A 23,560-nucleotide genomic window follows, 5' to 3' on the forward strand; every position below is an offset into this window, starting at 1 on the left:
TTTTTACTTACGTTAAAAATAATAATTAATAAGTAATTCTAAGTCAGGCTTTATCATGTGATACCCATGGGACAAAATAAGGGTTTTCTGCATCAACTTGGAGTCCATCATAGCCTTTTACTGGGAAGAGGTATTTGTGGCCTGGTTCAGTTCCACCATTAGGTCTAAAGACTTTATATTGTTGATTTTCAACATAATGATTAGCACCAACATCATTCCTTAAAGCGGGATTTTGGGTAAAGTTTGGCGGTAAATAAGGGAAAACTAGTAGACCCATAAAATTTAAATTTGTACCAGGCTTCGGAAGTTCTCATTCGGATCAATTAGGTGGAGCTAAATTTATTCAAAGAGTTTGGTCATTAACGTTAATATCATCTTGTAATTTGATAGGAACCCCATTTTTATTTCCAAACAAATAGATTTTACCTGCCTGATCAACAAAAGCTGCATAAGAAACAGTTGGCAAGATTTCTTGGAGTTTTACACCTCGTTGAATTTTATTTTCTGGATTGTTGAATTGAATTTTTAGTCATTTTGCAGCTGGGTCATATTCAGCGAATTTTATACCAAAAGGGTGGCGAGTTTGTTTTTTAAAAAGATCATCAAGTCAATTATCTATATTCTTGTTAGCATAAGGCACACTGTAAATTTGACCGGCTATATTATTAAGAGCTATAGCTGGATTATTTTGATTTCGAGGAATAAGAGTTCTAACAGGTCCGGTTGGTCCGATAAAAAAAGTTTTACTATGGTCTACTTTGTGAGCAGCTTTGTCGTGAAAATCATTAAACATTTTTTGGAAAAGTGATCTTTCAAAAGCACCAATTACTAATCCGCGTTGAGTGTCTTTATTATATTGTCTAACTTCTGATCCATGCCAAACATTTCCGGATGGATTTGCCCAAAAGTTACCTCAATATGGATCTTCTTTTTGAATTATTGGCGAGGTCATAAATGTAAGATTTACATTGGCCGAAAAAACAGGTATTAATGGTTCGTAATCATTGTGTTGATTTTCTGATTTTCATGTTGAATTTGGGTTCAATAATTTTGGATAAATGCTAATAATTTTTTTAGCAAAGGCTTGAGGATCTGTCCAGTGATAAGTGATTATTAAACCAATTGTTGTTTTTGTATCTGAAACATCAACTTTTGCTAGCCTAATGGCATAAAATTTATCATTAATCGTGTTGACTTTTGGTTGTTGTCTTGGTTCTAAAGTTTTAGGGATCTGCTGGGTTAATTCAATATATTCTTTATTTGGATTAGTTAAGAGATTGCCAAATGGATTGGAAAGATCATAGTCATAACCTTTTACATCAAAATCAAGATTATAAATATCACTTAAATCTTGCCTAAAACTATTATAATTGGTGGCACGACTTATTCCAGCATCATTCGATCCATCAACTTTATATAAAGCTTGTCGAGTTGGCGTTGTTGAATCTCTAATTAAGGTTTTTTGAGTTTCAAAGAAAATATTAGCCGATAATTCGACTCATTTATCTAAATCACTTACCCCTCTAATTTGAGCTCTAGTAAATCGATCTTTTAATGGTGCTAAAAGTTTTTTTGGATCTTCAAATTCCATTTCAACATAAGCACCAATTTGATTTAGTGGCTTAATTTCAGATTTTTTGAGCAAAATTCTGTTTGTATATTTGGCAAAATCATCAAGTTCGATTGTTTGAATTCTTGATACTTCTTGGTTTTGCAAAGAAGAAGAAGAAGAATAGGCTTCTCTATTTCTATTACTATTGGTTGTTTGATTGGTATTAATATTAGTTATAAGTTTAGAAAATTCTGATGCTTCTCGGCTTTCATTGTCTTTGAAGTATTTATACTGAATAGCAATACGCATTTTGTAATATCTTAGCCAAGATGCATCACCTTTAAGAGTAAAAGCAAAATAACGACGATAAGCTGGTGGGGTTGTGTTGGATGTTTTAAATACGTCTGAATTATATTTTTGTAAAACTTGAATTGTGTCGAGTTGTGCTCTGTGATTTCCTAGGCTTTCTAAACGTTGAGTAATAGCTTGTCTTATCGCGGCACCCTGACTTCGAAGCTCAGCTTCATAATTCGATTTATTTTGGGCGGTTGCAAGTTCTTTGATCAACTTAATCCGAATTTCATCTTGTTTTTGAAAGTTTGCTATATCGTTTTCAATTATTTGAATTTGTTTGTCAGTTTCAGCTTGTTGAATTAAAAGTCGTTGTAGCTCAGGCCCTTCTTCATATTCAGTTGGTGGACCAGCTAGCTCACGTGGATTATATAATTCAACTAAAGAACCTGTATTATTTGGTTCGTATCTTGCAACTTGTTCTCATCTACTAGCGTCAATATTATTATTCTGTAGATCTTTATCCTCGCTCCCCTCAAGAATTAATTTTCAATCCTTCATTGATGCCTCATCAATTGCTCGATAAGGATCATCAAAGGCAAAGTAAATGGTTTGTTCAAAAGTGTCTTCTTTTCCTGAATGATTGTAGAAATTAGTAATTCCGGCCTTTACTAATGGAGGTTGAGCTAACTGAGTTGTAAACTCAAGATTATTTTTGTTAGGAGTAGTAGTTTGGGTATCATCAAGATTTAAAGTAATTTGACTTGAAACATCAGCATCAACTGTTTTAATTTGACTAATTTTATAAGTTGTTGAAGGATAAAGATTTTGGTCATTAGCATCGGTTACTTCTTTATTACTTAGATTTGCAACAAGCGCTTTTTTGCTGCTATTGTATGTAACATTAAATTCGTATTCTTTTTCGGCTGCATTGTCGCCTGATGTTAATGGCTTACCTGCAGGGTCAAGTGCTTTAAATTTAACTTTAATTCTTTTATTATTTAGTGATCACATTTGAACTGGATCTAAATTTAGAGTTAAATTTTCAGGAGCATATTCAGGCTTAGGACTAGTACCTATGGTACCATAATTTCTAGGGGCTTGGGTTAAAATAATTCTTTCAGGTGAAAGCTCGGTAAAAGGAGTTTTGAATATTTTTTCACTTGTACTAGCATCTTGTTGAGCTGATCCAGGTTGCTCCAATTTAAGTCTGTAATTTTGCTCACCAAAAGGAATTTCAAGATCTTGACCTTGAAGTTTTAAAATTTTGTACTCAACATTTGGAACTAAATTATCTAAATCATATTCGATTTCAAATCTTGATTTATCTTGAAATCTTGTAACTTGTGATTGAGTAATTAAAGTAATTGGAATTTTACTTGCTGTTTGTTGGTTTGGATCAGGTTGGATAGATAAAACAATTAGATTATTAACAACTCGCTCAAAGTTTGCTGGATCACCTTTTAATCTAATTGTTAATTTTGCACTTGTATCTTTAAGTTCAGAAACAACCAGAGATTCAATAACGGTTGGAATAATAACTTCTGATTCCAATTTAGGAGCATAATCTAAATTATATTGCCTTTCAGGAACAGCAACTACAATATCCTCAGGTCTTCTACCTTTAAGATCAGTATCTCTTGAAACACTTTTGAGTGTAAATTCAAAGCCAATTTTGGTTCCTGGTTGGATTTGTGGAGCATTTTGAGCTAAGTCAATATCAACTTTATAAGGTGTTGCTGTTTTTGTCGTATCTTTTTGTACTTGTAGACTAGGAATTGTGGCTACATCAGTATTATCATTTTTGTTTTTAATTTTAACTTCAAATGTTGCACCGTCTAAAAATGAATTATCATTATCAAAATAAAGACTTACATTTCCAAAAACTTTTGAACCATCCTCTTTTGTAGGGTTAAGTCCCGCTGAAATTTGAGCAGAAGCTGCACTTCCAGTATTTCCCGGGGTTGTAGTTCCAGTAGTTCCAGTAGTTCCAGTTTTTAAGTCAGTAACTTCTAAGTCAGCAAGGAAAATTTTTTGAACTGTTGGAGTAAATTTTAGTGTTCTTGAACTAGCTAAATTATCAATTTTAACTCCACCAATTTCAAAATTTTTAATATCGTAAGTATGGAATCTATCGAGATTATTTAATTTAAAAGTAACTCTTCCAACTGCTGGGTCATATTGTTTTTGGGAAATAAAACTAATTTCATTATCTGTTGAAGTTCCAGGAGCAGTACCTGCTGGCGCAGCATCTGAACGGATAATAGTAATTGTTGCAAAGCTTCTTGGAATTTGTAAAAAATGTTTATTAAAATTAAATTCTAGCGTTGCTGATCTTCCGTCAGCATCTGTATTATCATCTTGAGAAAAATTAGTTCTCTCTTCATACTCAAACTGAGCTTTAGTTTCAAAAAATGGAATTTTTTGATCTCTAGGGGCATTTTCGACCTCAACTGAGTCAAATTTGGCAACTTCCATTTGGCCTGCACCTAAAGTTGTTGGATTAACTGTGTTTTGGGTATCAACTGTTTTAATTCTTAAATTACGATTTGAAGTTGATAGTCTACCCGGCCCTGGAGCTGGTGAGGTAGGTTCTTTAATTGTAAATTTAGTAATTTCGTAAGTTTTATTTGGGGCTAAACTAGCTTGGGCTCTAGTGTCTTTTGAACTAGTATTATCAATTGTTACACGTGAAATTGGACCATCAGGAATAAAACTAAATTTAGTTACTGAAGGAGTTGCAGCTCTACTTGACCCTCCAGCTGTTTGGTCAAGTTTTTCGGTAATTTCAAGTTCAACTTTGTGTTTGTTTCTTCAAAGATATTCATCTTTTTCGTCAAATTGGAAAATAACATTTGCTGCAGTATCTTGATAGGCTCCAACTTGAGAAAAATTAGTAAGTCAAGCTTTTTTACCTGGAGTTGTAAACTGAGTTTTGTCAACTCTTGTAGTTTTATACTCAGAGAGTTCAATTTTTTGGTCTTTATAAGCAAAAAATTCAATATTATAAAGTGAAGCTTTATTTAAATTAGTTTCAAAGGTAGCAACATAAAAATGTGAGTTGCCTATTCCATTTCCTGAATCTGTTAATTTTTTAATTGAACTAGCTTTTCTTATTTGTTCATATTTTTTAAGAGATTCATTATATAGTTGTACTCTAAAATTATTTTTATCAATGCCACGATCTGATAGATCTTCTGAAGAAATAAAGTATGCATAAATTGTTGTATCAATTCCTGAAAACTTATCTTTTTCTTCAACATAAATTAGCTGATCATACAAGGCAATTGGACTTGTTTGAATGATTGAAGTTTCGTTAATTCTTTTATTGTTTTGTGTTCTATCAGTATCAAAAGTCGCTAAAGAATTATAATTTGAGTTAAAATCAACAAGATTTGGGGTTGAAGTTGCAACACTTCGTTTTGCCCGACCAGAAGTTGAGCTTGGCTTTTGAACTAGTTCAACTTTTGTGATTTTATAATTATAAGTTTCAAATAACTTGTTTTGATCAATTCTCCTAAAATCAGTAGAAATATTACTATTACTTTCGGGATTATTAACTTTAGCATTAAGCGTATTTGTTTGGTTATCAACTCTCAGTGTTGTTTTAGCCTCAGGAATGATAAGTTTTTTTTGGGCTGCGTCAGTATAATTATCTGTAAGCTCAACGCTAACAGTTGAGTCAGAATTAATTATTCCATTAACACTTGCGACTGTTGTGTTTGGGCTTGTCTTATCAATCCGTTGGTAAGAAACTCTAACGGTATAATTTTCTAAATATTGGGCAACTTGATCATCAAGGGTAATATTAACATTAGCTGTTTTTTTGCTTGAATTGTAATTTGATTCAATTTTTTTAACACTAAAGCTTGTTGGGGTTGTTCGAAATAGTTTGTCTTCGTATTTAACTGACTGATCATCAAAGGCAATTACTTGTTCAGCATTGTTATTATCTGCATAATTAACTGAAACAATTTGGTAATAATTTAGTGTTTTTAAATTATTTGCCCTAAAAGTATATTGCGAAGTACTTGAGCCTGCTGCAGGACGACCAATTAAGTCTGCCTTATGTCCTTGACCATCGGTAATATCAATATAATGTAATTTAATTGTTGGTGATTGAGCATCTAATAATAAAGTTGAATTTAATGTAATTCTTAATTCAGCATTAGCTCCTGAAAGATTAACTTTTTCTACTGCACTAATAAATGAAGCTGTATCAAAAGTAGTCTTAACTGCAGGAGCTGGGACAGAAGCAGGTGTTGTTGGATCTTGAAGCGGACTTGTTGAGATATTTACATTTAAAAAGTTAGTATTAGCAAGAGTTGCTGGAGAATCAGCAGGAGCAGCCGGAGAAGCCGCGGCACCCGCAGGGACTGGGGCTCGAGAACTATCTTGGAATTGGCTAGCACCAGAAGAAGAACTGTCAAAAACACTAAGACTACGACGAGAACGAGCCAAAGGAACAAGATTTGAAGACTGACTTGCTGAGTGTGTTCTTGTTGAATCAGTTGAAGTTATTGTGTTTAGCGGGAAATATTTAACTACTTTTTGGTTTGAATCAACATCAGGAATAAATTCAAGTTTTGAAATTTCAAAACGACTTCCTACAGGAACCTTAGCCGCTAAATTATCTTTATTAATTCGAAAGACAGCAAGACCATCTTGGTCAACAGTTGTCTCAACACTAAGATCAGGATCGTCGGCACCTGCGGCTTGGAATTTTTTAAATGTTAGTCTAACTTTATTGTTAACTAAAAATCAGTTTTTATTAATATCAAAAACCATTCTTAGAACCGCACCATGGCGTTTAAATTCAGTTTGGGCAATATAATTAGGAGTAACGTCCCGGGCAGTTGTTGCAAATTCTTTTTGGTCTTCAGTTAGACTATTTAAAAATCCAAGGCGAACGCCGTTGACAAAAATATCAACAATTGAATAAACTGTATATTTTTCTAAGTCTTCTAATAAAAATTTAACAGTAGCTTCATTTGCCGCTTCATCAAAACTAATTTGGGCACCTGCCTGAGAAATTGCACCTGTACGATTTGACTTTACAACTAATTTTATGTCTGATTCTGCACTGGCAGCTTTAGATCCACTACCAACATAATCTTTGAAAAATTGTTTTGGATCTTTAATTTTAAGCTCAATACCAGCTTGAGTGTCAGTTAAATTAGTTTGCTCTAGGGTTAATTGAGGCTGAGTTGTTGTTAGTTTTTGCTCAAGTAAAGTCTTGTCAATTTTAATTTCAGAAATTAAAGACTTTGTTGAAAAGAATTTTTTCTGTTTGTCTTCAACTTCAGTTTTGTCAAATACTACATTAATATTGTTTGCAACTGGACTTGCATCAGGAGCTTGACGGCGAGTACGCCGACCAAGTGAACGAGTACTGCGAGTTAGTACTTTTTTAGATAATTTTAAGCCTTTAACTTCATAAGTACTTGCCTCATCAAGATTTTCGATTGTAAATACAGCCTGATTATTTGAAACAGTAACTTTGCTTGATTTTTTGACTTCGGTGTCTTTAGTTTTTAGAACATATTCAAGTTCAGCTTTAAATTGATCATTTAAAATATCATCATTAACTGAGTCAAAAAAGACTGTAAGTTCAACACTTGTTTCTGAGACATCAACATAAGAAATATTTTTAACACTAACAGTGGTTAATTGAGTTACAAATGTCTTAGGATCACTAGCTATTTTTGCTGCAAAAGGAATTGAATAAATACCATTTGGCCGAACAACAGAAATTGAACTAACTTCATATTTTGTTAGTTTTTCTAGATTATTATTAAATTGAAATTCAACTGAAGCAGAAGTCTTAGGAGTTTGGCCAGCAACTGAATTTTCGGCTTTAATTTTTGCTGAAGCCAGTACTATTTTTCCAGTTAGTTTGTTAATTAATGTTAATGTTGCAAGTTGGTCATTTTTTAGTTTTAGTATTTCATTATTTGAGTTAGAAAATTCAACTTTAATTTTTGCTGACTGTTGTTTGTCAATTCTGTTTGTAGAATCTGCTGGATTAAATACAATACTTGAGACAACAACGTCAGTTGCAAATTTTAGAGTTTTTTGGTTTGACTCAGCTGTAATTTCAGCTGATTTTGCTTTAGCATCACTTTCTAGAAAATCATTAACTATTTTAAATTTAGGACCGCTTTGAGTATTTTCGGCATTTGTTTTTACATCAGATTTGTTGGCTAAAGTTAAAGTGGCAATTTTAAAGTCTCTACCTTCAGCAAGATTGTCAAAAGTAATTTCAGCTCTTAGCCGTCCGTCGTCTAGTCTTTTAATTTGAACTGTTTTTTTAGTGGTTGTTTGACTTTGAGCCAGAGCATCAACGGTAACCAGTTGGGCAACAGGATCACCGTCTGGAGTTATTTCCACTTCAATTTGCTTATCTGCTAAATAAGAGTCTCTAATTGGGTCAAAATAAATTTCGGCCTTAACAGAGTTTTGTTTAATATCTGAATAGACAAGATTTTTAACTTCAATGCTGTCAACATTTACAACAAAACTTTTAGTACTATCTTCTTTAAAATTATTGTTGTCTTTGTAAATTAAATAATCAGGACGAGAATAGTCATTTACTGAAACCAGTTCGTATTTTACTGCTCGGTCAAGATTTGAAAAAGTAAATTCTGCTTCAACTTGACCGGTTTGATCTGCTTCAGATGCTGTTGCACTTGAGGCTACAATTGCGTTAGTTTCGGTGTTTTTTATTAAAAGGGTTAGCTGTTTTGACTGACCTGAAACTTTTTGTAACAATAATTTTTGGGCATCAGCAAAAGTTAGCTTTACTTCAACAGTCTCTTCTTTATTTGAAGTTACGCTAAAAGTTTTTAGCTCAGGAGATGAGTAGAATTTTTCGGACTGGATACTTGTTTTTTCAAGATCTAGGCTGTAATTATCAACACTTTTTTGGAATAAAAAGCCAACAGAAGTCTGAATATTTTTATTTTTTGTCTCGTTAGTAATACTTAAAATTGAATATTCTGAACCAGCCTCAACTTCTTTGTCGAAATTTAATTTTAGTACTAAATTTGAATCAACAGTCCCACTTGCCTCAACAGTTTTATTATCTTTTGAATTTTGAAGAACAACTTTGATTGTGTCCCCGCTCAAAAAAGTATCACTAACTGGGTCAAATGATAATTCGACTGCGATATTTTTATGAGTCTGCTGAGTTTGGACTACTTTGATAATTTTTGCTGTACTTGCCACGGTAGCAAAATTACGCTGTGCGGCAGATTCTTCTTTTAGTGACTCACTAAATTCAATTTTTTGACCGTCAAGCAAAATCTCACTAACTGTATAGTGGCTTAATTTGTCAAGATTTTGAACATTAAATTCAACTTTGTTAAGGCCGTCTTCATATTTTATCTCTTCAGCCTGAGCTGAGGCAACCGTTCCGGTTGCGTTATTTTTAAGGAAAATAACAGCTTTTTTTAGTGAAGAATTTGCTCTTTTATTATAGTCTGGATCTTTTGTGGTAAAATTAACAGTCAATTTTGCACTATCTTGAGTAGGCTGGGCTGAAATTGAAGCTATATCACTAAGAGTATAAAAATAAGGTAAATTATCAGTTTCTTGTTGGTTTAGGTCAATAAATTTATACTCTAAATTATTAAAAGCCTCATCTTGGTTTGGGGCTGGATCTAATTTGAAAAAAGTATATTTTTTCCCAGGACTAAGATTTTCTAATTTAACTGAAAGAATATTGTTTGTAAGGACTGAATAATTAGAGCTTGAATTTGTATCTAATGGTTGAGATTTAATTTCTTGGCCGTCTTCAGATTTAAAAATTGCATTAAATCTTTTGCCGTTTAAATAACGGTTGAAATTTGGATCAATATAAATTGAAGCCTTAGCACTTTTTAGATCGATTGACTCAAAGTTTGCCCCGATTATTTTAACTTTTTGGAAGGTAGTTGTAAATCTTGCATTTAAGTCAAGAATTCCTTCTGAGCTGAAAAAATCAGTTTTTCCGAGTATTTCAACATCAGCAACTTGGTATTGAGTCTTAGGATCAAGATTTTTAAGATCAAAATACAACACAAGCTTGTCGTCTTGTAACTCGTGCCGAGTCGGGCTAACGCCAGCAGATCCTGCCTGGCTAACAGGAACTTGCTTTGCCAAATCTGCAAGATTTAAATTAATTGTTTCTGTTAAATTAGTAAAGCCGGGCTGACCAAAGACTATTTTGGCATTTAAGTCTAGATTTGCCTCTTGGATATTTTTAAAGTCTCCAGCAATTGTTACCTTAGCACGTGCACTTGTCTGGTCAACGTTTTCAAAACTAATGTCTGAAACATAATATTTGACAAAAAACTCGTCAAAAGGTAAGTTTTGCTGTGTTTTTTTGTTAGGATCAAAATTGATTGCTACCGCAACCTCGGGATAGTCAGAAATTACAATTTTTTCAAGTTTATATGTTGTTGAGCTCTCAAAGTTTTCAAGTTCAAATTTAATTTCTGAACCCTGAGGAATGCTGCCTTTTGATTTATAAACTTTTTGTGGTTCGTCTTTTTTGTGATAGTATAAATAAAGCTCTTTGTCGTTTAAAAAAGATGAATCAAGACCAAAGCCAAAAGTGTATTCAACTTTTGAGGCAAGAATTTTTGGCTCTAATTTAATAAAAGTCTTAAGATCTGAAATTGAAGTAATAAAATTACGCTTCTGAGAACCAGTCTCGAGGCTGTTATCTCAAGCTAAATTTAAATAATCATAGCCATCTCTGTTTTTGGCAAAAACAGAATTTGGATTCAGAGCGTCAAACACAACTCTGCTAAGACCGTATTTTGTTTTATTTGTCAGCCCTTTTGGCTCAAAGCTAATTTGGTAAGAATTTGTCTCGCCAGTTTTTCTAAAAACACCACTAACCGGCAGAATTGAACTGTCATCTAAATATAAATGCGCTTTTGTTCCTTCTAAATTATCAACTGAGACAACAGATAAGTCAACTTTGGAAAAAGTTGCCCCGGTTGCAATTTTTGACTCAACAATTGCCGCAGGGGTATGAAAGTTTTTAATGAAAGTTTGGCCAAATTCAACTTTTGAAGACTCGAGTTCAAAACTCTCGATTTGGTAAGAAGAACCTGGAGCTAAATTGTTTAGGTCAAAGCTCGCTAAATTAGCGGCAAAAAATGAACTGACACTGAATTTTTGGCCTGTTAAAATATTTGTATAGTTTAGTTTTATTGGCTTGTTTTCCAAATTAGGGCTTGAGTCCAGAGTTGAAAAATTAACTGTAAGTCTTTTTGAGTCAAAAGTTAAATTTTGGTCGACTAAAGACTCAGCACGATAATTATATTTAGCTGTTGTTGCTTCAAAGAGTTTTTCTTTTTGGGCATCTTGTTCGTAGTTAATCTCTGGAGCTAGGGCAATTTTTTGCATTGGCACAAGCGGAATGTCACTAGCTGGGGCAGAACTATCAACATAACGAATTGCACTAATTTTATAATCCATTCCCGGGTGAAGATTTTCGAGGCTAAATTCAGCTACTCCGTTTTTAACGGTCGCTGAATCAACATAAGAAGTGTGAATTTCCTGGGAATTGCTGAGCACATCAGTGGGTGCTGATTGATTTTTTAGGACATAATAATACTCTAGGGCAACTTTTTTGCCCTCAAGATTAGCAGCCTCGTCAGCAAATTTTAGTGAAACTGAAGCACTAGAAGGAGTTTTGGTTTGAAAGTTAATTGTTGAAACTGCTGGCGGAGTATCGACAAAATTGGTAACATTTTGACCAAAGGCAATTACTTTTTTGGCAGAAAATCTTTTTTGCTTTTTATCATCAAGATAAACTTTTAGATAGTATCTTTTTCCAAAACTAAGACCGTTATAATTTGAAGATAGCCGTCAAGTTCGACTAAATTCATCATAACTAGCTTTGTGTGAAGCAATTACGTCTTTTCCTTGCTCATCAGCTGTAAAGTCAACATTTAAATCTTGATAATTTAGTTTGTATGAATCTAAATCACTTAGGGCAAATTCAAGTTCATAACCAATATTATCACGATTAATATGTTTAAAATCAACAATATTATATTGAAGTGTATTTCAAGACTTTAAAAGGAAAGGAAGAAAACTAAGTGAACCAATACTAAGACCACCAAAGGCAAGCAGTGAAAGTATGATTGCACGTTTTTTAGTTGCTTTCATTAATTTTTTCTCTTTTTTCGTTAGATTTTCAGCCATAATTACTCCTCTTTTTATAATAATATAGATTTTGTTTTAATTTTACCATTTTTTTTGTCTATTTATGACAAAAAACAAAGCTTGAAATTATTTCAACTTTGTTTCTTTAAATAAAAAATAGATAGGTAAAATAAATTTTAGACTTTACTAGATATTTCAATAGTATGCCTTAATTATACTAAAATATTTTAAAATCCAAAGAAAATATTAAAATATTTTTAGCAATCAAACATTTTAGTAATATCTCGATAAGTATGACCTAATTGTAGCAAAATACTTTAAGATCAAAAGTAAATAAAAAAATATTTTTAGTAATCAAAGATTTTAGGCAAAAATTACTAGGCAAAAAAAATTTTAAAAAAATGCTTGGTCTAAAATAAAATTATGTTATAATAAACCTCACTAAGAATAATTAATAAATTTTAATATTGAATTAGGGAGGAATGAGTTATGTTTTTTGTCTAATGTGCTTTGATAGCGCGAATTTTCCATCATATTTTTAAATATGATGCTATGCCATAAATTTACCCGTTTAGAAATCTACAAATTTATGGCTTTTAATTATGGCTCTTTCAAAACTTCATATATTTTTTTAGGCTCAATTTAGATAAAAACGAGTTTTCTATTTACATTGAGTTTAAACAGTAGTTGTATTTTTTTTATGGTTTTGTTATTTTATCCATAAATTGATTTTTTGCAGTATTTTAAACTAAAAAAGTAGTTTAAAAATTTCAAATTTTGCTTTTTAAGTTAAAATTTTAGCTTTTTTAGTTTGCTTTATTTTATTAATAAGTAGATTTTGCATTCGTGAGTGTATAGTTTTAAAATTTAGTGTTTTTGCCTTGATAGTTATTTTTCTGAGTTTGCCAAAAAAGTTAAAAAGTGCCCAAAAAACGGACACTTTTTAAGATTATCTCATCAAACTGGGAAACTAGCCAAAATTAATGCCCACAAAAATTTTTAAAAAATGCTTGGAGCAAAATAAAAATATTGTATGATGTCAATACTTTGGTTTTATTATGGGTTCTTTCAAAACTTAATAAAGGTTAGTTTCAAACTTTGAGCGCGTTTTTTGCTATTAACAGTTCTTCGTTTGTTTTGATTACGAAAATGTCAAGATCTGATTCTGGTGCTGAAATTTTTTCAATAGCACCAAATTCTGGAATTGGTCTTGAATTTAGTTCTTGATTAAGAACTAAATTCAACTTCGGTAATTGGATTTTTGCAATTACCGAAGCGCGAATTAGTGCTGAATTTTCGCCTACTCCACCGGTAAAAACTAAAGCTTTAATGTTTTTACCAACCTTATTAATGTAATTAATTAGATAGTCGACAATTTTTTGCACATAAACTTCAAGGGCAAAACTTGCATCTTGATTACCGTTGTCTGCGGCAGAAATGACATCCCGAAGGTCAGAAGAAACGTTTGAAAGTCCTAAAAGTCCTGATTGTTTGTTTAAAAGTGCGTCTAAATCAGTGAAGGAAAAATGAGCTGTTGTGCCTAGGTAGGTTAAAATTGAGGGGTCTACATCACCGCTTCGGGTTCCCATGGTAACACCTGCAAGTGGCGTCATTCCCATTGAAGTATCAACTGAAGCCGAATCTTTAACAGCGCACAAAGAAATCCCATTCCCAATGTGCATGTTTACAAAATTAACTGAATCAGAATTATAGATTTTTTCAACTTGTGTTGTTATATATTTGTGAGAAATGCCGTGAAATCCGTATTTTCTTATTCCGTACTTGTTTGCTATTTGGGTATTAATTGGATATGTGTAATTAACTTTAGGGATACTTGCATGAAAAGCAGTGTCAAAACTTGCTGATAATTTTGCTCAAGGAAGTAATTTTTTGATAGCGCTAATAGTTGCAAGCGCCCCTGGATTGTGCAAAGGCGCAAATTTTGCTGCTTCTTCAATTTTTTCTATTGCTGAATCATCAAGGCGAGCTGGAGCATTAAAACTTGCGCCCCCGTGAACAATTCGAAATCCAACAAGCTCAAATTCTTCTAGGTTTTGGACTAAATTATTGTCTTTTCAAAGTTGAATTTGACTCTCTAAGGCATCAGAATGAGTTGGAAAATCTTTGCTCAAGTTGTAGCTTTTTTCGTCAAATGTCATTTTGATTTTGCCTTCTTGAAGTCCAATTCTTTCGATTAGTCCAGCTCCGAGCAAATCTAATGTATCTTTTTCAAAAATTTGTCATTTAATTGAGGATGAACCAGCGTTTATAACTAAAATTTTACTCTTCATTATTTGTCCTTTTCAACTTGAAGTGCGCTAATTAGTGCGGTGTAAAAAACATCTTCAACCGTTGCTCCACGTGATAAGTCATTAATAGGAGCAGCAATTCCGGTGATTATTGGGCCTATCGCCCCAAAGCCACCAAGTCTTTGAGCGATTTTGTAGCCAATATTTCCAGCATCAAGATTTGGAAAAATTAAAACATTCGCATTTGTAGCAACATTTTCACCATATTTTTGGCGACGCACTTTATAGTCAAGGGCTGCATCTAGTTGAATTTCACCATAAGCTTCAATTGGTGAGGTTGCATTGAACATTTTTACAGCTCTAGATACGGCATCAGATTGAGGTGATTTGGCTGATCCTTTTGTTGAAAATGATAAAAAGGCTGGTTTAGGGTCAAATCCAAGTTGAATTGCAAAGTCAAGTGCGTTTTTAGCGATATCAGCTAATTGAGTTTCGTTTGGTAAAATATTTACCGAAATATCACTAAATAAGTATTTTTCATCACCTCGATGCATTATCATTACGGAAGAAATTGTTTTAATATCTGGTTTTGGTCCGATAATTTTGAATGCAGCACGAAGAATTTCTGCAGTTGGATAATTAAGTCCGCCTATTACAGCGTCAACTTTTTTGTTCCGAAGAAGCATTGTCCCGTAAAATGCATTAGAATCAAATTGGGCGACAGCTGATTCTAATGTTTCTTTGTTTTTACGGATTTTTAAAAATTGTTGTATAAAAGTTTGTTTTTCTTCTTCGTCAACTAAATACTGGTCGATTTCAAGATTCTCATATAATTCGTCAACAAGTAAAATTGGTCTAACTAAATTTTTAGCTTTTAATTGCTGAGCGGCTTGAATTGCCCGTTCATCATGTCCGTCAATAATTAAAACTGAACGTAGACTCTTAGTTTCATTTTGTTGTTTTAGTCGTAATTCAAGATAATTTTGGTATGTCATTTTTTTCCTTTCAAAGGTCAGTTTTGATCAACTAGATTTAATTTTACAAAATTTTTTTTATTTTACTAAAAAAAAGATCAATAAATTAGTGGAAAATAACTAGTTATTTGAATTTTTTGTTAGTTTGGCAAAAAAATATATTTCAAGAATATATATATTTCAAATAAATAAGAATGTAAAAAATCTAAGTGAAGAATTTTAAAAATAAACTTAAATCTTTTGTCTTTAAATTTATTAATTAACAAAAAGATCTACGATTCTCCTTCTATCTCAATAAATTTTTTGCTTTTATAACCGCGAAAATCTACTCTTGCAATTTCATCATAATATTCAGTCCAATCATCAGAATCTCAAGAAAAGAGAAGGTGTGGTTGTAAAATTAATTCTTTTTCTTGCTGGCTATATAAATTAGTATTTTCTAGAAAGCGTCTAAAATACTCAAATTCATGGTCTGTTCCTTTTAGAAATTTATTCAAGGCATCCCGATATAAAATTAACTCTTCCATAGATGGTCCAATCACATTTTTAATTAAATTATTTTGCCTTGGTGATCTAGAAACAAAGAACGCCGGATCATTACCATCACGTAGAAAAATATCTTGTTCAAGTTTAACTAATTTTTGTTTGAAATAATATTTTAAAATTTCGTATTTACCTTGATAAATATTATTATATAAATTTGAATGGCAAAATCAGTAATAAATTTTTTGACCGTCAACATTCAATAAAATGAAATTTTTTAATGCAATTGGCAAAATTCATGCATCACCAGCTCCATAGGCGGAGTAGTAATATGGTTTAAATCAAAAAACTGGCTTTTTTGAGTCAAATTGGGAAATTATCTCATCAAAAAATCCATATTCTTGCCCACCAAAGTAAAAAATTTCGAAATTTTCAAGTTTTAATTTTGCTCAGCTTGGTAGAATATAAAAATCAGGTTTATCAGGATAAAAATCTAGTTCTTCAACTCAATATTTGGGACCAAATAAAGTTTGCAACAAATAAATTAATTCGATTTTATTTGTCCAATTATTCGCATGATCATAATAATATTCGCCTTCTTCACCAAAAAGTTCGCTACAATATTTTCGATATTCTGGGCCAAATTTATCAAATCAACTAAGAATAAATTTATCGCGATTTTCAATGTTTAGATTAAGTTTTTTAATCCCGTATTTTTCAAATTTTTTAAGCAAATTTTCATAAGTTTCAAAAGTAAATACATTTTGAATTGGTTCAATTCGGGTTTTTTCACCAAAATTATAATTCTCTTTTAATAACAAATTGTAAATATTTTCTACATTTTGTCCTAAATATGGTTTATTTATATCTACAAACTTTGAATCATATTCAAATCTATTTGATAAAAAATCAAAGATTTTTTCGTGGTAATTTGCTAAATTTTTTGGTTTTGCATAAGGAACACTTTCCTGAATTTCCTTAATAATTAAAGCTTCAATTTCTCTTAATTCGGTTTTTGATTTAAATATTTTTCAAAAAATAGCCGGATAAGAGATTGAAAATTCGCATTTTTCAATATTATCAAAGTTTTCAAAGACAACAACAACCTCTTCAAAACCTTTACCATCGTGTAAAGTGTATGCAGGATAAAGTTCAGAGATAAGACCAAGATTTTCTTTTCCATTTTTATCACAATATTCACTGTTTGCTCAACCGCCAATTAAACACCTAATATCATTATAAAAATCAAATTTATTGAGTTTTTTGGAAAAAAACACACTTTTTGGGATATCTTCTAGTTTTAAATTATAAACATAATCTTCTTGTTTATAATTTAAACTAATAATTCTTTCAATTGGATTAGGATTGAAGTATTCATAAAGGTAATTGGATAAAAAAACTGGAAATGGATAATTCTTATAATTACAACCATGCGATAAATCAACATCGTCCTCAATCATGTTTCGAATTGAACAACGACTTTTAATATTAATTTCTATATATTTTAGTTTAATTAATTGTTTTTTTGACTTGGTTACTAAATCTAATTGCTTCTCCATATAAAAAATGCACCTTTTCAACATTTAACATTTCTTTTCTTGGTATAAATTCCTTCTCTATGCCCTTTTGCTTTTTCCCTATCATTCTTACTCTCCTTACATGATAACTGGGAAAATATATTTTTATGTATGATGGTATATTTCTATTTTTGCTTGTATCAATATCAAACGCATTTTTAGGGTCAGTTCAATTAATAGCATCACTAGCTAGGCCTTTTCCAACAACAAAACGATCATTAGTAAAACCGATATCATTATTTAAATTATAATTTGGGTTTCTTGGTCCTTTATTTCCTACTAGCAAATTTGCTGTATATTTTGTTTTTATCGCCAAATTTTCCATAACTGATCTATTATATGAATAAAAATCAATAGGTGAATTTAGTTTCTTATCCATATTTTTACGGTCTTCATCTTTTTCATACATTTTATCTCTTACTGAGCTAGGTAGCAAGTTTTTAATAATAATTTTGGTTAATTCTGATTGGGCTAGCAAACTTCCGACCGCTAAAAGTCACGCGGCAGGTTCTGGAATTGCTTGTTTACTAATAACAAAATGAGGCTCTAAGTCTTCACTGTGAAAATTAAAAAATCAGGCAAGATGGATTCCAGTGTATTGTCTTAATTTTTCCTTTTCTTTTGCTTTTACAATAGAAAGTTCTAAAGCCGCTATATTTGTTATTTCTTTAATACTAGGCTCACCTTTTGCTTTTGGTAATTTATCTAAGTCAACCACAATTGAGCTTTCAGTTCTTTCAGTAATAGGGTTATTATCAGCTGGCGCATGAACAGGGCTATAACCAACTGATGGATAAACAGGGCTATAACCAACTGATGGATAAACAGGATTATAACCAACTGACGGATAGTAACTTCCTCCGCCCCCATATCATGTACCTACACCAGCAACATTTGGAAAAGTTCCCATATATGGTTGGGCAGCTGCGGAAACTGCAAATGCGGCAACGACAGCTGCAGCAGCTTTTACAATAAATGGAATAGAAAAAAGGAAAAAGAAGGTTTTTTCAACTCGAGTTTGATTTTTAAGCTCTCTAAAATCAAAAACATAACCTTCTAATTTTAGTTTTGGTACACCTTCTTCAAAATAGAGTTCAGCTTTTTTGTTAACCAATTCAAGTGAAGCACTATTTAAAATTACCTCACCTTCTTGATTAATTTGAATCTGAATATCATCTAGATTAGGAGAGTCTGGATTAGTACTTGTTTTGTTTAGACGTGTTTGGGTATTTTTAATATTTGCATTAATAACAAGCGAATTTTGTTGGTTTTTTGCTGAAACAATTTGCACTAAATCATCAAAATTTACCGGTTTTTTTGAATTTGATAAATCTATATCACGAGTTTCAAGTTTAAAATCTGAGTTGATTTTTGTATTTTGAAAATGCCAAAGCGGACCAAAAACACTTAGTGTCAGCGAAGTGAAAGCGACAACATTAGTAATAAACTTAAAAAACTTTAACTTTTTGTTCATTAAATTGGTAGAAAAATCTCAGACAATTAGTTTTTTACCTATGATTTTGATTACACCACTTTTGTTAATTTTTTCTAGCATGTTCATTTTAAAAATTTGGGCAAATAATTTACCTCATATAATAGCTTGGAGTTTTATATGATAAACAACTTTGAGGCCTTTGATCGTTATACCAATCAATAAATTCACTTATTTTTTGATAAGCAATAGCCACATTTTCAAAATTTTGGCCCTCAATATTAATCAATTCGCGTTGAAAAACGGCATAAAAATATTCAATAGGTCGGTTTGCAAGAGCATTTCCTTTTGGTGACATTGATTGTTGGATATTGTTTTGTCTTAAAAAATTAGCAAATTTGTAGTTCGCATATTCCACGCCATGATCTGAATGGAAAAATTTTGGTTTAATATTATACTTTTTGATTGTTTCTTTTACTAAGTTTATAGTTTCTTCTGAAAATCTTGTTTTAGAAATCGAAAAATTGAGCAAGTAATTGGATTTTGTTTCAATAATTGAGTGTAGGTAAAATCATTCGTTGTTAATTTTGATAAATTTAATATCAGCAAACCATTTTTCACCAAAATTTTCTGAGCTAAATTCACCTTTGATATGATCTTCAGTCCAAATTCGCGTAAACTTTTTCTCTTTTGGCGCTGGTTTTCCTTGCCTTTTATAAGCAATTGATTTTAATCCTAAAAATTCGTAGTGTTTTTGAAACATGTACGTGCTTACATAATTTCCCTGATTTATGTAAATATTATATAGGATGTCTCGGCCTTTTACCTTTCGATTCAAATTGAAATTTTCACGAATTCACTCAAGTAACTTTTCATCATAAATCATTTTCTTTGGTGGTTTTTTCACCCTTATTTTCTCATAAATCGAACTGCGATTAACGTTAAAAACACTACAAATTCTAGTGGAATTTTCGATTTTGTTTTTATCTTTTTCTTGCTCTTGTTTTCGTTTTTTGACTTCCTCAAGAACAATTGCGGGGTCAATCCCGTATCTTCTAAGAACATTCTCCATTATTTCTTGATAAATTTCACGATCATTTTCAGAAAGATCATTAATTGTATATTTCTTTTTTGGTTTACGCGGAGATTTGATTTTTCCACGAGTGCTTATTAGACTTTTCATATCATTATTATAAAACTTTTTTTGCCAATTTCTTATCAAATTATTAGCATATATATGCAACATTCATTCTTTATGTGCTTTTTTACTTTTTGATTTGCTTTTGTAAATTTCTCTAAATTCTTCAGCAAAATGCAAAATTGCATTTTTTAACCCTTTAGATTCGGCAATTTTGATATATTTAAATTTGTCTTCAATTGTGAATTTGTATTGTTTCATTTTGACACACCTTTTTTTGAATGTGCCTGAAATTAATATACTAATTTATTAACTTTTTGTTCATGTTTTTTCCTTTTTTTAATTAATTTTTTTAGTATTAAAATTTTAACATAACTAAAAACTTTTTAGGAAAAATGCCTAAAAATTGTGTTTTAAAAGAATAAGTTATTATGTTAATCAATTGCTAAAAATAAATTACACTAAAATAAACCAGGACAAAAAAATTAACACCAAGGTGTTGGCTTTTTTGTCCTGGTTTAAAATTCAGGCGCATTTTTGCAAATAAACATAAATTAGTCGCGAAATTCCTACTTTTAGATAGATAAAAATGAAAAACAAGTTAAAAATTTTAAAAATAAACTTAAATCTTTTATCTTTAAATCTATTAATTAACAAAAAGATCTACGATTTCCCTTCCATCTCAAGATATTTTTTGCTTTTATAGCCACGAAAATCGATTTTTTCTATTTCATCATAGTAACAATTTTTACTACCATAATCTCAAGAAAAATCAAAGTGTCGTTCTAAAATTAATGCTTTTTCCTGCTCGTTATAAAAACTTGAATTTTTTACAAATTTTCGAAAAGATTGGTACTCATCAAGCGTTTCTTGTTCATATTTTTTCACTGCATCACGAAATAAAATTAGTTCTTCGATTGAAGACCCCATTACATTTTTAGTTAGATAATCGTGATTTTTTGTAAAATAAACAAAGAACGGTGGATCTTGACTATCGCGCAGAAAAATATCTTGTTCAAGTTTGACTAATTTTTGTTTAAAATAATATTTTAAAATTTCGTATTTACCTTGATAAATATCATCATATAAATTTGAGTGGCCAATTCAGTAATAAATTTTTTGGCCATCAACATACAATAAAATAAAATTTTTTAAGGAAATTGGTGAAATTCAACCAACACTTGTTCTATATGCTGAGCGATAATATGGTTGGAATCAAAAAACTGGCTTTTTTGAGTCAAATTGTTCAATTATTTCATCAAAAAGTCCATATTCTTCCCCGCCAAAGTAGAAAATTTGGAAATTTTCCAGTTTTAGTTTAGCTCAACTTGGTAAAATGAAAAAATCAGGTTCACTATGAAAATACTCAGTATTTACATCATATCTAGGTCCAAATAAAATTTGCAATAAATAGATAAATTCAATTTTATTTGTCCATCTATTCAAATTATCATAATAATATTCGCCTTCTTCACCAAAAAGTTTACTACAATACTTTCGATATTCCGGCCCAAATTTATCAAACCAACTAAGAATAAATTTATCACGATTTTCAATGTTTAAATCGAGTTTTTTAATCCCATATTTTTCAAATTTTTTAAGCAAATTTTCATAAGTTTCAAAAGTAAATACATTTTGAATTGGTTGAATTTTGGTTTTTTCACTAAAATTATAATTCTCTTTTAATAACAAATTGTAGATATTTTCTACATTTTGTCCTAAATATGCTCTATTTATATCTAGAAACTCTGAATTATATTCATATATATTTGATAAAAAATCAAAGATTTTTTCGCCATAATTTGCTAAATTTTTTGGCTTTGCATAAGGAACACTTTCCTGAATTTCTTTGATAATTAAATTTTCAATTTCTTTTAGTTTATTTTTTGATTTAAAAATTGCCCGAAAAAGGGTAGGATACGAAATTGAAAATTCACATTTTTTCTTATCACCAAAATTTTCAAAGGCAACAACAACCATTCTTCGACCTTTAGTGTCATATAAGCCATCAGAAAAATAGCCTTGCTTTGTGGAATCATTTTCCTCTCCTCCAGCAAATGGCCAAGGAATACTATCTTCTCATTCATCGATTAGGGGTTTGATTTGGTTGTAAAAATGAAAACTTGTGAGTTCTTTAGAAAAAAAAGTAGTTTTTAGTATATCTTCTAACTTTAAATTATAAACATAATCATTTTGTTTATAGTTTATGCCAATAACTGTTTCGATTGGGTTAGCACTAATAGAACAATTATCTGTAAGGTAAACTCATAAAAAATTTGGTATTGCTCGGTCGTTGTCGTCGCAATTATCACGCCGAAAATCATCGTGATTGAACATATTATAAGTTGAACAAAAAGATTTAATATTAATTTCTAAATATTTTAGTTTTTCTAACTGTTTTTTTGCCTTAAACGCTAAAAATTTTACTTGGTTTTTCATAAGAAACACTCACCTTTTCAATGGTTAACATTTTTTATTATTAATATAGTAATTTATAAAAAAGAAGATTTTTAAACACAAATTTGGTTTTGAAGTTCTCTAAATTCAACAACATCCCCGTCAAATTTTAGTTTTAGTAGACCTTTTCAAAATGTAGTTCACTTTCTTTGTTAAGAAATTCAAGTAAAGATCTATTTAAAATTAGAAGGGCTCTTGATTAATTTGAATTTTAATATCATCTAAATTAGGGGTTAAATTAGTGTTTGTTCTGTTTAGATGTGTTTTACTTTTTTAATATTTGGATTGACAACAAGCGACTTTTGTTGGTTTTGGCTAAAAAAATGGGCTAAATCATCAAAATTAGTGGTTTTTTGACTTTAATAAATCTAAATCGTGGACTTTTACTTTAAAATCTAAATAGCTTTTTCTATTTTAAAAATGCCGAAGCAACCCTAAAACACTTAGGTTTAATCAAGAAAAAGCGACAAAATTAGCCATAAACTTAAAAAACTTTAACTTATTCTTCATGTTTTTCCTTTTTATATACAATATTAATTCTTTATTGCTATAATTATACCATATATTAAAAATTTTTTAGGAAAAAATACCTAAAAAATTGTTTTTTAAAAGAATAAGTTATTATGTTAATCAATCGCTAAAAATAAACCGCGCTAAATTCAGGCATATTTTCCTGAATTTCCCAGTTTGATGGCAAAAATTCACTTTTTATTGAATGCAAATATGCAAAAATACCGGTAAATCCATGTTTTTTACAACAAAGCTTTAATTTTTATTATTTAGAAATTAACCCTTAGCAAAAAAAATGCTTGGTCTAGGAAAAAATTATGTTATAATAATCTTCACTAAGAATAAATTAATAAATTTTGTATTGAATTAAGGGGGAATTACTTATGTTCTTTGGCTAAAAAATCAGAAAACGCGAATTTTCCGTCATATTTTTAAATATGATGCAATGCCTTAAATTTAACCGTTTAGAAATCTTCAAATTTAAGGCTTTTAATTATTGTTCTTTCAAAACTTCATATATTTTTTTAGGCTCAATGTAAATAAAAATGAGTTTTCTATTTTCATTGAGTTTAAATAGCAGTTGTATTTTTTTATGATTTTTGTCAGTGTTTTAAACTAAAAAAGCAGTTTAAATATTTTATAACTTTGCTTTTTTAGTTTGCCTTATTTTATTAATAATTAGATTTTGCATTCATGAGTCTTAGATTTAAAATTCAGTGTTTTTGCTTTGATA

The 23,560-nt window shown here is 30.7% G+C and carries 7 protein-coding genes; all 7 read right to left on the reverse strand.

Features of this window, described 5'->3' with window-relative positions; all coding sequences use genetic code 4:
* Positions 1-25: 25 nt before the first annotated feature.
* The 7 genes from V3255_RS02405 to V3255_RS02435 all read right to left on the reverse strand — a co-directional run bounded on the left by V3255_RS02405 (position 26) and on the right by V3255_RS02435 (position 22,299).
* Positions 26-12,046 carry a hypothetical protein gene (locus tag V3255_RS02405; RefSeq protein ID WP_341516224.1) on the reverse strand — a complete coding sequence of 4,007 codons (12,021 nt, stop codon included), beginning with the start codon at positions 12,044-12,046 and terminating at the stop codon, positions 26-28.
* A gap of 1,046 nt (positions 12,047-13,092) precedes the next feature.
* Positions 13,093-14,298, reverse strand: a complete 1,206-nt coding sequence (locus tag V3255_RS02410; RefSeq protein WP_333503499.1) for an acetate/propionate family kinase — start codon at positions 14,296-14,298, stop codon at positions 13,093-13,095.
* Positions 14,298-15,251 carry a phosphate acetyltransferase gene (locus tag V3255_RS02415; RefSeq protein WP_010321441.1) on the reverse strand — a complete coding sequence of 318 codons (954 nt, stop codon included), beginning with the start codon at positions 15,249-15,251 and terminating at the stop codon, positions 14,298-14,300. Before V3255_RS02415 ends, V3255_RS02410 begins: the two co-directional genes overlap by 1 nt.
* 251 nt (positions 15,252-15,502) lie before the next feature.
* On the reverse strand, positions 15,503-17,272 hold the full coding sequence (locus V3255_RS02420; RefSeq protein ID WP_333503500.1) for a hypothetical protein: 1,770 nt from the start codon (positions 17,270-17,272) through the stop codon (positions 15,503-15,505).
* Positions 17,223-18,851: a hypothetical protein gene (locus V3255_RS02425; protein ID WP_337905388.1), complete on the reverse strand. Its 1,629-nt coding sequence runs from the start codon at positions 18,849-18,851 to the stop codon at positions 17,223-17,225. The genes V3255_RS02420 and V3255_RS02425 overlap by 50 nt, the downstream gene beginning before the upstream one ends.
* Before the next feature lie 22 nt (positions 18,852-18,873).
* Positions 18,874-20,121 (reverse strand): IS3 family transposase, encoded by a 1,248-nt coding sequence (locus V3255_RS02430; protein ID WP_333503503.1) that lies wholly within the window; start codon positions 20,119-20,121, stop codon positions 18,874-18,876.
* A 402-nt stretch (positions 20,122-20,523) separates the two neighbouring features.
* The gene (locus V3255_RS02435; protein WP_337903121.1) at positions 20,524-22,299 is read right to left on the reverse strand and encodes a hypothetical protein; all 1,776 of its coding nucleotides are present in this window, start codon (positions 22,297-22,299) and stop codon (positions 20,524-20,526) included.
* Positions 22,300-23,560: the final 1,261 nt, after the last annotated feature.

It is taken from the genome of Mesomycoplasma ovipneumoniae, assembly GCF_038095975.1.
GTDB classification, from domain to species: domain Bacteria; phylum Bacillota_I; class Bacilli_A; order Mycoplasmatales; family Metamycoplasmataceae; genus Mesomycoplasma; species Mesomycoplasma ovipneumoniae_C.